Origin of the sequence: Calothrix sp. FACHB-168, from assembly GCF_963889195.1 — a bacterium.
GTDB lineage: Bacteria > Cyanobacteriota > Cyanobacteriia > Cyanobacteriales > Nostocaceae > Aulosira > Aulosira anomala_A.
Genome location: NZ_CAWPNJ010000063.1, coordinates 15591 through 30180 on the forward strand (window position 1 = coordinate 15591; position 14590 = coordinate 30180).

Genomic DNA, 14590 nt, shown 5'->3' on the forward strand with positions numbered 1-14590 from the left:
TCACGACAATTTTTCACCCTTCTGAGTTTATCGGAATTTCAATTATAAATTCTGTTCCTTCTCCTAATGTAGAAAAACAACTCAGCTTACCCTTGTGTTGTTGTTCTATAATCTCGCGAGAAATCGACAATCCTAAACCAGTTCCTTTTCCCACCGCTTTAGTAGTAAAAAACTGTTCAAATATGCGTTCTTTAACTTCTGGTAAAATACCTCCTCCATTGTCTTTTATGGAAATCATCGCATAGTTATCTTTCTTAACTGCCGTAGCAATATTGATAGTACCTTTTATTTTCCCTCCCTCTGCCAAAACTTGCTTTGCAGATTCATCAAAAGCATCTATGGCATTAGCAATAATATTCATAAATACTTGATTAAGTTGTCCAGGAAAGCATTCAATTCTTGGTAAATCACCATAGTTTTTGATAACTTCAATATCTAGACGGTTCTGGTGAGTTTGCAGCCGATACTTTAGCAGTACTAAAGTACTTTCAATCCCTTCATTAATATTAAAACAGGCTTTTTGAAAAATATCGGCACGAGAAAAAATGCGGAGACTATTACTAATTTTTGTAATGCGTTCTACACCCACATTCATCGATGAAATCATTTTTGGTATATCTACAATTATTCTGTCCAATTCGATATCTTTAGCATCTTCGACAATTTCTGCAACTGGATCAGGATAAAATTTCCGATAGAGTTTAAAATGGTACAATAGGTCAGAAATAAAGTTTTCCATAAAGTTTAAACTATTGCCGATAAAACTCAGAGGATTATTAATTTCATGGGCAACACCAGCAACTAACTGACCAAGAGCAGAAATTTTTTCAAATTGGACTAATTGCAGTTGATATTCATGTAATTCTCGCACTGCTTGATAAAGTTGTGCTGTACGTTCTTGTACTAGCTGCTCTAGTTCCGTATTATAAACTGCAAGTTTTTTCGTCAAAAAACACAGCTTTAAATGGATGTTAATTCTGGCGATAACTTCTTCTGCTTGAAAAGGTTTAGTAATGTAATCTACTGCTCCTAGAGAAAGACCTTTGACTTTATCAATGGTTTCTGAAAGAGCAGTCATAAAAATTATCGGTATCTCCTGAGTAAGAGAATTTTTCTTAAGTTTTTGGCAAGTTTCAAAACCATCCATTCCGGGCATAATTACATCTAATAAAATCAGGTCTGGACGAGCGTACACTGCTTGCTCAATCGCACTTTCTCCATCAGTAGCCACCAAAATTTCCCATCCCAAATTGGCAATTGCAGCACAAAGAACTTTAAGATTGGTGGGTTTATCATCAACAACTAAGATAATAGCCCGATCGCAATTATTAGCATTCATAAAATTCCCCCTGCAAAGATTTGATAAATTCCCGAATACTCTTAATTTCAAAGTTGTCAGCTAATTCTTGAATTTTCGTAGTAAACGGTAGATATTTTGGATCTAATTTCTCCAGTTCAGCCAATAATATTTCTATACCTTGAATATTCCCCCGCATAGCAAAATCTAACAGTTGATTTAGTTCTGCTGCTGGTGGAGGTATTAATTTATTTTGGCTGACAGCAGATACAGAATGGCTGAATATTTGGGCTTGATTACTGGTTTCTTCATAAATCCACTCTAATTGTAAATATTGTTTAATTAGCTGGAGCAGGGCATCAATTTGTATTGGTTTGGGTAAAAAATCATTGGCTCCTGCTTGCAAACTTTTTTCGCGATCAAGCTCAAATACACTAGCGGAAGAAGTGATAATTGGGAGATTTTGCAGCTTCAATGAATTTCTAATTTTCTCGATCATTTCCCAGCCATCCATCACCGGCATTTTGATATCAGTGAAAATCAAATCTGGCTGAATTACCTCTAATTGATCTAAACCGTCTTGACCGTTAGTAGCTGCAAAGCATACAAATCCCAATGATTCAAGTAATTGAATAATAACGGAACGATTTTCCCATTGATCGTCAACAATGAGCAGCTTGGGTTTTTTATCTTTAATGCCAATTATCTTTGGTTCTTCAGATACCCTAGCGTGATTTACCCAATCCTTAGCCACTAATAAGTCTAGATCTAACCAAAATTTACTCCCAACGCCCAAAGTACTGGCAACTTGGATTTTACTTCCCATTAATTCAGCTAGTTTACAGCTAATTGCTAACCCTAATCCTGTGCCTTCTATTCTTTTATTTTTTTCACCTACCTGTTCAAATGGTAAAAAAATCTCTTCTATTTCTCCTGGTAACATTCCCACGCCAGTATCTTCAACTTGAAATCTCACTTTGTGGATGATTGATGTATTTTTCTCCTCAATTTTTAACAACTCAACCTGGAAAATAACTTCTCCATCCTCGGTAAATTTAATTGCATTACTCAGTAAATTAATTAAGATTTGTCGTAACCGTTTTTCGTCAGCGTAAATTCCTTCTGCCAAATCACAATCGCCTTGAAAACTAAAAGCGATTCCTTTTTGGACAGCACGGATACGACACATTTCTGCTACGGCTATTAAGAAAGCAGGGAAGTGGAAATTACTCTTGTACAGTTCGAGTTTGCGAGATTCAATTTTAGATAAATCTAAAATATCGTTGATCAGAGTGAGGAGATGGGAACCACATTGATGAATGATGTGAATCCCATCTAGTTCAGATTTGCTGAGGTTGGGAGAACGTTGCAAAATTTGTGCGTAGCCAAGAATTCCATTGAGGGGTGTACGCAACTCATGACTCATATTGGCGATAAATTCACTTTTGGCTAGGTTCGCAACATCAGCAGCGATTTTGGCTGCTTCTAATTCTTGGGTACGCTGTTTAACTTTTTGTTCGAGAGTGCGAGAATATTCCTGTAGTTGCTTGTTGGCTGCTGCTAGTTGGAATTTTTTATAAAAGTTGGTGGTGACAATGGCACTGCTGATCAAAGCTAGTAATGGCGAAACAGAGGGAATCCACCAACCTCCAAGAAATGCCAGATAGCCAGTAGTGAAGATGATCAAGATTGCCAAAATGATACCTAAAACTAGCAATCCTTGAATTCGTTGCTGACGGAGGAAGTTAATATCTAGTAACCACCATGTTAGAAGGCTGCTAATAAAAGACCAGCAGAAAATCCATAACCACTCTTGATGATAAGTCCAGGTTTGGATCAGTGGTCGCCGGTTCATAGCGGCGCTTAAAATTTGACTGGTTAAATTAGCGTGAAGGATTACAGCCGGCATTGGTGTGCCACTATTCAATGCATTCTTGCTGTAGCCAACGTGAAATTCATCATGAATACTCTTAGCTGTAGAACCGATCAAGACAATGCGATCGCGAATCAACTTCGGATCTACAGAACCATTCAGCACATCCCGCAGATTAACTATATCAAACCGATTCCCAAAGCCTCGATAGTTGAGGAAAATTTGGTATCCCCCGGTATCTGCTCCTTGATAATTAAACTCATTTCCCTGGATAGCTGTAAATACCGCTTTCCCCAACTGCAAAGTATCCCCACTTTTGTCTAGGGTTTTTAAGGAAATGCCTTCTTTTTCCAGATACATTAAACTGAGGCGTGCCGCTAAACCTAAAAAAATCTCACCTTTTTGATCCCCAGCCGATAATAAACCCCGCCGGACTGTGCCATCTTTATCTTCCACCCAATCCACAATAGCGATTTGGTCTTGTTGCAATAAGGTAGCTGGTGGAGGTACATGTCTTCCTGCTAATTTCATTACACCGATTAACTTCGGTGTAGATTTCATCACCGTAACTAATTTGTCATGACCTGGTTCTACAGGCAAATTGCGATAAATATCTAAACCAATGACTGTTGGTTGTTGTGCTTTGAGTTTGGTGAGCAATTCGGCTAAGACAACATCAGGTATCGGCCATTTACCAACTTGGGAGATGTCTTTTTCATCAATGGCAACGATGAGAATCCGCTCCTCTGGTGATTCTAAGGGACGCAGATTAAAAAATTGCTCCAGGGTTTGCCACTCTAGTAGTTGGAACAATCCAGCCATCTTCCCAGTAATCACACATAACGTTACTGTAGAAACTGTAATCGTTACATAGCGCCATTGGACTTGCCTCACCCTCCGAATGATTAGAGATTTCCATAAGCTTTTCCAATTGAATCGCATTGGCTTTTCCTTGGCATAGATGATGGGGAAAGTATTTGCGTGCAAACATTTCAGCAGCCTTCTTTGTTCCTCATCTGTTCATTCAAAATTGCAAGTTGCAAGGTAAATGCGTCTTCATCCCCAATAGGTTAATTTATCAGAGGTTCATTGGCGATCGCATTCAACCCCACAGAATTTAACAGTTGTTGCCAGGAAATGCTGATAGTCGGATTATGGGGTTGAGCTTGCTTTAATTGCGCCAAAACAGAGGCAGTATCATACCACAGTCCATTGTTAGCTAAGTGAGAAACCAACTCCAACGAAGGAGACAAATGTCCTGAATTTTTGACATTGACAGGCGGATGCACTCGCTGAACCCATCCATTTACCAACGGACTATCAGGCTCTAATTCAGCAGAGCAAATCATCGACAAAGACCATTGATAGTTTTTACCTGTCTGGAGTGCTGGCACATATTCAGAGAGTTTGATTGCCATGACACCAGGTTTTGCAGGTAAAGCGATCGTTGTTTGGTAGTGGTTGTTGGCTTGTTCATCTTGCAAACTAAATAATGCTTTTCTGGCGCTAGTCTGAGGAATGTAGACCAGTATTGTTGGTCGCTCTTTGACGGTAAAACCAATTTTGTTTAATGGTAGTACAGGTGTTACTGAGGCCTGCTGAGTTTCTGTGTGAGCCGAAAGACAACTGTTTCCATCCCGTGAGGCTCCCCCAGTAGACTCTCTTGGTGCAAGTATGCGTGGAGGTTTGAAAGTGACTTGAGCGTTACTTGGTGCGATCCCCACAGGGATACAAGACACTGATATTAACAAGGCGCTTCCCAATAGACGGTATTTAAGCATAAAGCTACACTCATCTTGAGTACACTATCTTCAGTAATTCTGATATCAACTCTTGACTAAATGTTTCCTAAACTTACACTAAAATTGCATTAATTATTTCCACAGAAGTTTTTATCTCGATAAAAATACGGGTATAGTTCACCGATTTTCCTTTATTTTACAATTGTCTGACTAGTACAGTACGGTGTAAGTTTAGGCATGGTCAACATCTATAGAGGCTAATGTTTTCGGTCTCAATCACCCTATCCGAATTGATGCCGCTTTGTACTAGACATTTTTGGACGCTGATAATCATCTGTACCTTACCAAGACTAACTGTAATCTGCTATGAGTCTGTGGACACAATTAACAAGGCATTATGTAAAGTTTTGTAAAGAAGAAGTTGTTACATTTGGCTAATCATCGCGCCATAGCCTGCTGATTTTTACTCTTCTTAATCTAATCATCTTTATTTCCGATAGTCTACTTAAAAGCTCTCGTCATATATATTCTACTGGTCTGTGTAGATAGTAATTGCAATGATAGTCTGTCAAAACTACTAAAAAAACTGAAAACATGATCTACATTAAATAGAAGTTGAATAAGGCAGAATAATTGCATGATCCTGAGAATAAACAAGTTATTATCAGTTGCAAAACTGGCAAGGAAAAGCATTACTCATCAGCAAAATCTTATGTATTTTTGCACAAATAAGAGAAAGCAAGCTATTCTTCAAGGGAAGTTTTTTTTGCTAGTATTATTTATCTGTGCAACTATTAGCAGCTTCCAACTAGTGCAGGCTCAAACCACTGGATATACTACCACAACATCAACAACGGCAACAAAATTTCAAATCTACTATGGGCCTGAGACTACCCTAGACCAGATGATTGGGATGGAAATGGCTGCCAATATCTGGAGTCAATTTCTGGCTGATAATGTCACGATCAAGCTATTTGCATCAACCACTAGTGGCTTACCAAAAAATGTGCTTGGTTCTTCAACACCAGAAATGTTAAAAAACAGGCATTCCTATGAGGAACTGCACAAACAATTGTCTAAAGATAAAAAATCAGCCAATGATTTTACGTCAGATAAAAACCGTTTGAAGTTTCCTTATTTGAGTGTCATGCTCAATGGAAAGGTGATAGAAAATGTTGACAAAATTAACATGACTCGTGCTAATGCCAAAGCCTTAAGGTTCCTTGCAGGTAAAGATACTACTGATTTTGACGGTCATATCGTATTAGCTAAAGACCTAAAAAATTTAAGTAATGTCAATCAATTGACATGGAGTTATAACTACAAAAGCAACAAAATTCCACCTAGCAACTTAGACTTTGTGACTACAGTCATACATGAAATGGGTCATATCTTAGGCTTTGTGAGTGGGATAGATAATCCCCATTTGGAAGCTGCGGTAAGAGATCAACAGCACCCAATCACAGATGATGTGATAGATCAGATTTTCACGCCACTAGATTTATATCGTTTCTCGAAAAGTAGCAAAAATCAGGCAATAAAATATGACAGTGGTAAATACTCTTGGCGAGGAATACCAGATATATCAATTGGTCGCAGTCCTTTTTTCACCTTTGATAAAGGGAATTCAATAGTTCAGAACACAGCCACAGGAGAAGAGATTTCCTTAGGTGGAGATGGGGTACAGGGTTCTCATTGGAAACAAGGTACAGATGGGATCATGAATCCCTATCTGCAATCAGGAAAAAGAAAAGTCATCACCGATAAGGATCTTACCGCATTGGATTTAATGGGTTGGGATGTGCGATCGCCTGCTATGGGATTATACGAATTAGCAGCTAACCTCCCGACTTTATATGAACAAGCCAAAAAAACAGCCCAAGAGAAAATCAAAAACCCTTCTACTTGGATTTTGCTCTCTCCCCCAGAACTAGTAAATCCTGTAGGTGGGGATGCCAAAGTTACCTATACTTTTGGTGAAGGTAATAGTCAATCCTGTAGCTCCAATAACGGTGTAACATATTGCTATAACTCCAGTGGTAGTACATCCTGTAGCTCGAATAATGGTGTTACATCTTGCTTTTCCGAAACAGGTGAAGTTAAGACTATCTCCCCCTCTTCACTAGACTCATCTCTTAAAACATTTTGCCAAAATCCCCAAAATCAGTCCCAACCCAATTGCATCTTATGGCGTGCATCTTTTAACCATAAATATTGGGATGCATATTACCAAAAAATGATTTTTCTTAACCAAAAATGGCTACCCGAAGCACCTACAAATTACTCCCTTACCAGTACAAACTTAGCGATGTAATTTCTTTGAATTAACAAATGACCAATGACCAATGACCAATGACAACCCCGATCATTAATATGTAATTGCACCGACATACCTATATATTTTCCCAACTTAAAAAACTATCAGATGCATACTACCAATCAATTTCAGCTAAGGAAAGTCAACAGTCAACAGTCAACAGCTATATGTTTCCTCAGATTACAACAATTTTCCAACAGACTTTTAATTTACTTCTACAAAAGCAATACTTGTTGCCCCTAATTATTATCTTTCTGTGCTGCAAAAGTCCCTTATTAGTGAGAGCGCAAACTCAAATTAATCCTGATGGAACTCTACCTACTAACATTAATAATAAAGGTGGAGGAATATATGAAATAACCGGCGGTTCCCAACCTAATAATGGTGCTAACCTGTTTCACAGCTTCCAAGATTTCTCTGTACAATCAGGAGACACAGCTCGTTTTGTCCATTCCCCAGGTATTAATAATATTATTACCCGCATCACTGGCGGATCACCTTCTCAAATTAACGGTACCATTCAAACATTAATCAACAATACTACAGATATCGGTCGTGCCAACCTGTATTTTATCAATCCCAGTGGTATAGTATTTGGCGAAAATGCCCGTTTGCATATAGGTGGTTCCTTTGTTGCTAGCACCGGAGATAAACTAAAATTTGCCGACGGAACAGAATTTAGCGCCACTAAGCCTACAGCCAACCCATTGCTAACAGTTAGCGTTCCCATTGGCTTGCAATACGGTTCAAATCCCAACAGTAGGATTCATGTTAATGGTAATGGAAACAATTTATTAATTGATTTTAATTCTGGTTACGTAGACCGGAGTAACCGCCCACTGGGACTGTACAATGTCACCCAAACAGGTAAAACCATAGCTCTGTTGGGTGGAAATGTCGTATTAGATGGGGGAAATATCACGCTCCCAGAAGGAAAAGTAGAAATTTGGTCAGTTAAAAGTGGTGAAGTTGCTTTAACCAATAATCATCAACAATTACAACTTCAACCAGGACAAGGAATTAACTACGGTAACATAGAACTCAAGAATGCCGCATCTATTGATACTAGTGGTAACAGCGCAGGTAGTATTATCCTGCGAGGTGGAAATATTAGCCTGAGCAATAGTTCAGCTATTGTCACAGACACTTTGGGGAATGGTAGCTCCGGAACACTAAATGTCTTTGCTTCGGAATTTCTCAAAGTACAAGGAATAGCATCTAATCCCAATTATTGGACTAGTATATTTGCTGATGTGGCTCCAGGGGCAACTGGAAATGGTAGCAATATTGTCATTGAAACCAACACCTTGCAAGTGGCGGATGGCGGACAAATCCAAACTGCAACTTTTGGCGATGGATTTGCTGGTAATTTGAGTGTCAAAGCTAGGGAAATACAAATTATCGGTGAGTCCCCAATCGGGGCTAGTGGTATATTTTCCCCAGTGAATCCCGGCGCAACTGGTAATGGAGGTAACTTAGATATTAAAACTAATAGTTTGCGCGTGGAAGCAGGCGCTCAGGTATTTACTAGTACTTTTGGCTTGGGTAAAGCTGGAGAATTAAATATTCAGGCTGATGATATAGAAGTTACAGGCATTTCTGATTTAGGCCCTAGTATAATTGCTGCCACAGTCGAAAAAATACCTGGATTTCCCGGTTCAGGTGATGGACAGGGTGGGAGTGTGAATATTCAAACCCAAAATTTACGCCTTGTCGATGGCGGTCAAATAGCTTCGGCTACCAGGGGGTCGGGAAATGCTGGTAATTTGCAAGTTAACGCTGATAAGGTAGAGTTAGTAGGCACTAGTCAACAAAGTCGTAGTGGGTTATTTGCTAGCGCCTTTCCGGGAAATGGTGACGGGGGTAATATCATAGTCGCTGCTAATCAGTTAACTATTAGCGATGGTGCTACCATCAGCGTGAGCAATTTTCAAAGCCAAAACCGCGATACCCCAGGTACAGGAGCAGCCGGTAGTATTCAAATTAACGCTCCTTCCCTGTTGATGAACAACCAAGGGACAATTGCTGCTGATACTAATGCTGGTGATTTTGGTAACATTTCCATCGAATTGCAAAATTTGTTGATGCGTAATGGCAGTAAAATCAGTACCAATACTCTCAATAGTTCTCGTGGCGGTAATATTACTATCTCCACTGATATTTTAGTTGCCGAAGAAAATAGCGACATCACCGCCAACGCCCAAAAAGGTTTTGGTGGAGGGGTAGTAGTGAATGCTCAAGGTATTTTTGGTACTGAGTTCCGCGAACAACTGAGTCCCAAAAGTGACATTACTGCTACTTCAGAAAGGGGGCCAGAGTTTAATGGTGTGGTAAAAATCAATACACCAGATACATATCCATCCCGTGAGTTAGTCAAACTACCGACAAATGTCACTGACTCCTCAAAGCGAATTGCTACAGGTTGTGCCAAGACAGCAGAAAGCAATCGTTTCATCATTACTGGCCGGGGTGGGTTACCAGAAAATCCCGGTTATACTCTGCGGGGTCAGACTCTGTGGTACGATTTGCGGAATTTACCATCCCCAAGCCAGACAGAACGCAAACTGCAAACAACTCAAACAAGCCAGCCAGAAGTTAGCAGCAACAGAAATCAAGTAGAAGAAAGAATTGTAGAGGCGCAAACATGGGCGATCGCTCCCGATGGTCAGGTGGAATTAGTAGCGATCGCATCTGATGCAACTCCTCAATGGCAAATTCCTCATTGTCATGTTTAGAACCCGCACATTTATTAGGTTTGTTAACCGTCAACAGTCAACAGTCAACCGTCAACAACTTAAAGCTATTCCCAATGTCTCTAGTTTATTACTTTTCCAGACCGAGTTTGTCACCTTGCAACCTATAAGCTAATCATGGATATCGAAATAACCCAACGATATCTATCATTATTCCTTGATTGGAGTAAGACCACCTTTGTTTAATGGAAGAGAGAAAGGATTTGTGAACACTCCCTTTTACCTTTCTACTCTTCCTTTTCTTCCTAGTTAAAACTATCTAACTGACCAAAATCAAAATTGCCATCGTCCAGGATACAAACTGATGCTGGTTTTAACAGCCTAAATACATTTGCACAAGAAAAAGAAGGTTATTCTCATGCAAAATATTCACAGCAATATCATCGCCACTTTCAATTCAGTGGAAATGCTGCCACAAATCGATGCAACAGCCTACATACACCCCTTAGCAGCTGTCATTGGTAATGTCCATCTTGGTAAAGAAGTCATGGTTGCACCAGCAGCTTCGGTACGCGGAGATGAAGGACAACCGATTTGGGTGGGTGATGATGTGAATGTTCAAGATGGTGTAGTTATTCATGCCTTAGAAACCCATGTAGAAGGTAATTTGGTACGCGAGGCGGTGGTTGAAGTTCAGGGAAGACTCTACGGTGTTTATATTAGCGATCGCGTTTCTCTCGCCCACCAATGCCAAGTACATGGCCCTGCTAAAATTGGCACTGATACTTTTATTGGGATGCAATCACTGGTTTTTAAAGCCACTGTCGGCAATAACTGTGTTTTAGAACCGAAAACTTTGGTTATGGGTGTAAACGTTCCGGATGGGCGATATGTTCCGGCTGGCTCTGTGATTAGAACTCAGGAAGCCGCCGATAATTTACCCCTGATTACTGCTGATTACCCACTGCGACATCTAAATCATGCTGTGGTAAACGTGAATATCCAGCTAGCTCATGGCTACCAAGAGAAAGCAATTATGGAAATTGCTTACAGCAACAATCAATGGACAACACAGAAGTCTGTATCTACTCAGCCTAACTATATCAACATAGAATCTTGTCTCCTTCCCTAGAAAGCGATGTCTACGACGGGCTACGCCTACGCACTCCCGCCTGAAAAATCTAGGACTTACAGATAACACAACAAAAGTAGCGTTCATACCCTGCAAAAATTTGCTATGCGTCTACATGAATGAACGCTACACAAAAATCAGGTTTTTAGTTACATCTTGCGTAAGTCCTCAAATCAATTATTAAGGACTAGTTCAATATTATGTCAGCCTTAAATCAGTCTAGTTCTGAGAGTTCTGCACTCAATTTGATTCGCCACTGGTTAGACAATCTAGAAGTTCATAACCCCAAAGTGGCTCGGTTGTTTTGCATAATCATTCCGTCTCAGTGTCCGTTTGAGCGTAATGTCACACTCTTCAATCACGTTATCTTTCACATTCCACCTTTGTGTCATGTCAATCCTTTATATGAGCAACTGGTCGGTTTACGTTTTCGGAGTTTATCTTACCTGGCGGATATATGCGGTGAAGATATAACACCATATTGTAGATAATCAGTCAGTTAAATCTGCTATAGCAATTCCGATCATCCGCGACAGAGAAAATCACTACATAATCTGTCAACAGTCAACAGTCAACAGTCAACAATCAACAGTCAACCGTCAACAATCAACCGTCAACCGTCAACAGTCAACCGTCAACCGTCAACAGCCCTCACAATAGATTGTGCAACTTAACAGCAGAATAGCTTATTGATTCCCATACCTAAGCAAAGGATGAGCCAATGTTCTTTAAATCTGAAGTGATGAAACCTTCGAGAAAGAAAATTACGTCTCTCAGATCATTTAAAGGTAAATTTCACATTTATACTGGTGAGCATTTGCACTGGTTTCAAGTGATTTTTAAACTTAAATTCTCAGTAATTAAACCAATTTTGCCTTGGATAATCTTATGTGCAGTCTATGGATTTTTAGTTTCATTGCTTTACGAATTTAAACTTTTGGCATCTATTGATTTTAGTAAAATCCTTCCTAATGTCATTGTTACTCTCAACATAGTTGTGGGTTTATTATTAGCTTTCAGGACTAATTCAGCCCATGACAGATTTTGGGAAGGGCGGAAATTATGGGGAGCATTGGTAAATACTGTTCGTAACTTAACTAGGGGAATTTGGATTATTGTTAATGAATATGGTGCAAAAAGTAGAGGAGAAAAAGAGGCAGCATTAAAATTAATAGTTGCTTTTTCTTATGCTATGAAGCAGCATTTACGACGAGAATGTGTCAACTCTGAGTTAAGGCCTTTGTTGTCGGAAGCTCAATATTTTAAGCTCCAGGAAGCCAATCATCCCCCCTTAGAAATTTCTTTCTGGATTGGCGACTTTTTACAGAGTCAGTATGAGCATAACAATCTCAATATTTTCCAGTTGAATTCTTTGCTAGAGTTGTTAGATGATTTAGTAGATATTTTAGGAGGTTGTGAGCGGATTCTCAAAACACCAACGCCTTTAATATATACCATAGTTCTGAAGATATTGCTGATAATTTATTTCCTGCTATTGCCATTAGAAATAGTTAACGGTTTACATTGGTGGACTAGTCCCACAATAGCTTTTATTAGTGCGGTTATGCTGGGAGTTGATGAAATTGGCGCTGAAATTGAGGAGCCTTTTGGACATGACCCCAATGACCTACCTTTGGATCTTATTTGTACGACGATGCGCCGCAATACGGAAGATTTAATTAATTGTGAAAGAGAAAATTCTTCTGTAGCAATTGTACCTGTGTTGAAAAATTATGAGTCTTGGCGTTCATCATGAAGGTTGTCCTTTGTTCAGAGGTACTAGGGGCTACTTAAGAGATCATTTATAGAGTAAATATTAAGTAGTGGCGCGACAAGGCTAAAATGGTGCATTAATAAAACTCTTGTGGGATGGGCGTCTCGCCCGTCCTGGGCGGACAAGATGTCCACCCCACAAGAAAATTATATTGCAACATTTTAGGCGTGTCAGTCCACTACGATTTAAGGTTTACTTTATAAATAACCTCTAAGCCAGATAGTCGTGAATGATTGGATCATATCTGTGAAGGTGCCCCTACTGCTGGTGAGGAAATAATGGCAGGAACTTGCACCCTGAGAAAAAAGTACGGTTTTATCAGACTTTGAGCGCAACTTCCTGAGAAGAAATGCGGGTTTAGAGAAAAATTCTCCCAAAAAGCAGTTGTTCTAGATTTTTATCACGACTTTGTCACCTTTTACATTGGATACTAATTATGCCTGTGGCAAGAAATTTTGATGAAGGTGAAATGAATAGCAGTCTCCTTTACCAATCAGTTGATTCCTTACTTACTCGGAGAAATGACAATCCGTTGATTAAGGATTTTGATGCTTCCAAGCAGGTCGAGCTGTTTATTACATTAAAACAGCTTCAGTTTAGCGGTCAACTTGTGTTGACTGATGTCATAGGACGAGGATGGATTGTTTATCTGCATTGCGGTTTTATCGTCTATACCACTGGTGGAGATCATCCGGTGAGACGGTGGAAGCGGAATTCAGCAATCTATTTACCCCAGCAACCTGCTGATATTTCCGCACTACAGTATGAATTGGTGAATACAACGGCTGAATATTTTGATGCCTGTTGGCAATACCAATTATTGTGTATGTGGGTAGAGCAGCAAAAAATTACCAAAGAGCAAGCAGCTAGGGTTGTTTGGTCTACGATTGTTGAGGTTTTGTTTGATATCACCCAAGCAACCCAGGTTACTTGTGAACTCAGACCAAATAAAACTCTACCCAAGAGAGTCGTACTGATTGATGCAGCGCAAGCCGTTGCAGAAGCCGATCGCCTTTGGCAAACTTGGAAGGCGGCAAAATTTGCGGATTGCTCCCCTAATAAAGCCCCTACCATTGGCCAGGGAGGAGAACTGCAACAAAAAATTTCTGCCTCTGTTTACCAAACCCTCAGCCAACTTTTACAACAACAGCAAACCCTGCGTGAAATGGCTCTTGAGACGAAGCAGGATCTCATGACTCTGACTCGTTCACTTTTGCCCTATATTCAGTTGGGCTTGGTGGAATTGAAAACTATTGCTGACTTACCAGCACCCATGTTTTCATCATCAACGTCATTAGAGACTAAAGAACCTATTATTGCCTGTTTAGATGACAATCCTTGGGTTAGCCAAGAGATGGAAAAGATTCTGACAGCTGCAAACTATCGATTTGTTGGTCTGAACGATCCGTTGCGGGCGATCGGTGTTTTATTAGCACTGAAGCCAGATCTGATCTTTCTCGATTTGATGATGCCTAATACAAATGGGTATGAAATTTGCAGCAAGTTGCGTAAACTTTCTTGCTTCCGCCATACGCCAATTATTATTTTGACGGGAAATGATGGCGTAATTGATCGAGTCAGAGCAAAGATGGTTGGTTCTTCAGATTTTCTCAGTAAGGAAACAGTTAATACTCAACAAGTCATAGGTGTAATCAATAAGCACCTGAGACAGATTCATTTGACTTGAAATCATAATTGGAAAATTTGATGCGTTTTTTATCGTACATTCAAGGGTTTAAATCCCCGACTGAAAATGTCTTTA

General features: G+C 39.7%; 9 protein-coding genes and 1 pseudogene. 7 read left to right on the forward strand and 3 right to left on the reverse strand.

Going from position 1 to position 14590, the window contains the following annotated elements; translation table 11 throughout:
- Positions 1 to 13 precede the first annotated feature (13 nt).
- From AACW45_RS30650 to AACW45_RS30660, 3 genes are all read right to left on the reverse strand, one after another.
- Positions 14 to 1339, reverse strand: coding sequence for a hybrid sensor histidine kinase/response regulator (locus AACW45_RS30650; protein ID WP_190629663.1), 1326 nt, complete (start codon positions 1337 to 1339; stop codon positions 14 to 16).
- Complete coding sequence (locus tag AACW45_RS30655; RefSeq protein WP_190629664.1) at positions 1329 to 4112, reverse strand: CHASE2 domain-containing protein; 2784 nt, start codon at positions 4110 to 4112, stop codon at positions 1329 to 1331. Before AACW45_RS30655 ends, AACW45_RS30650 begins: the two co-directional genes overlap by 11 nt.
- A 128-nt stretch (positions 4113 to 4240) precedes the next feature.
- On the reverse strand, positions 4241 to 4951 hold the full coding sequence (locus AACW45_RS30660) for a DUF928 domain-containing protein (RefSeq protein WP_190629668.1): 711 nt from the start codon (positions 4949 to 4951) through the stop codon (positions 4241 to 4243).
- A gap of 673 nt (positions 4952 to 5624) precedes the next feature.
- Here AACW45_RS30660 and AACW45_RS30665 point away from each other — a divergent pair.
- The 7 genes and pseudogenes from AACW45_RS30665 to AACW45_RS30695 all read left to right on the forward strand — a co-directional run bounded on the left by AACW45_RS30665 (position 5625) and on the right by AACW45_RS30695 (position 14515).
- Complete coding sequence (locus AACW45_RS30665) at positions 5625 to 7226, forward strand: NF038122 family metalloprotease (protein WP_242045777.1); 1602 nt, start codon at positions 5625 to 5627, stop codon at positions 7224 to 7226.
- Between the two features lie 281 nt (positions 7227 to 7507).
- Positions 7508 to 9964, forward strand: coding sequence for a two-partner secretion domain-containing protein (locus tag AACW45_RS30670; protein WP_339385107.1), 2457 nt, complete (start codon positions 7508 to 7510; stop codon positions 9962 to 9964).
- Entirely contained in the window at positions 9957 to 10097 is a 141-nt protein-coding gene (locus tag AACW45_RS30675) for a hypothetical protein (protein ID WP_190629675.1), read from the forward strand. Before AACW45_RS30670 ends, AACW45_RS30675 begins: the two co-directional genes overlap by 8 nt.
- Before the next feature lie 243 nt (positions 10098 to 10340).
- Positions 10341 to 11054 carry a gamma carbonic anhydrase family protein gene (locus AACW45_RS30680; protein ID WP_242045776.1) on the forward strand — a complete coding sequence of 238 codons (714 nt, stop codon included), beginning with the start codon at positions 10341 to 10343 and terminating at the stop codon, positions 11052 to 11054.
- Positions 11055 to 11290: 236 nt separating this feature from the next.
- Positions 11291 to 11545: pseudogene (locus AACW45_RS30685) on the forward strand (Mo-dependent nitrogenase C-terminal domain-containing protein); the annotation flags it as partial.
- A gap of 230 nt (positions 11546 to 11775) precedes the next feature.
- Positions 11776 to 12810 carry a bestrophin family protein gene (locus tag AACW45_RS30690; protein ID WP_199330991.1) on the forward strand — a complete coding sequence of 345 codons (1035 nt, stop codon included), beginning with the start codon at positions 11776 to 11778 and terminating at the stop codon, positions 12808 to 12810.
- A gap of 454 nt (positions 12811 to 13264) precedes the next feature.
- Positions 13265 to 14515 carry a response regulator gene (locus tag AACW45_RS30695; RefSeq protein WP_242045775.1) on the forward strand — a complete coding sequence of 417 codons (1251 nt, stop codon included), beginning with the start codon at positions 13265 to 13267 and terminating at the stop codon, positions 14513 to 14515.
- Positions 14516 to 14590 lie beyond the last annotated feature (75 nt).

Bases quoted from the DNA above. Each gene is read 5' to 3' on its own strand.
- AACW45_RS30650 (WP_190629663.1), bottom strand. From the start codon at position 1,339: ATGAATGCTAATAATTGCGATCGGGCTATTATCTTAGTTGTTGATGAT.
- AACW45_RS30655 (WP_190629664.1), bottom strand. From the start codon at position 4,112: ATGCGATTCAATTGGAAAAGCTTATGGAAATCTCTAATCATTCGGAGG.
- AACW45_RS30660 (WP_190629668.1), bottom strand. From the start codon at position 4,951: ATGCTTAAATACCGTCTATTGGGAAGCGCCTTGTTAATATCAGTGTCT.
- AACW45_RS30665 (WP_242045777.1), top strand. From the start codon at position 5,625: ATGTATTTTTGCACAAATAAGAGAAAGCAAGCTATTCTTCAAGGGAAG.
- AACW45_RS30675 (WP_190629675.1), top strand. From the start codon at position 9,957: ATGTTTAGAACCCGCACATTTATTAGGTTTGTTAACCGTCAACAGTCA.
- AACW45_RS30680 (WP_242045776.1), top strand. From the start codon at position 10,341: ATGCAAAATATTCACAGCAATATCATCGCCACTTTCAATTCAGTGGAA.
- AACW45_RS30690 (WP_199330991.1), top strand. From the start codon at position 11,776: ATGTTCTTTAAATCTGAAGTGATGAAACCTTCGAGAAAGAAAATTACG.
- AACW45_RS30695 (WP_242045775.1), top strand. From the start codon at position 13,265: ATGCCTGTGGCAAGAAATTTTGATGAAGGTGAAATGAATAGCAGTCTC.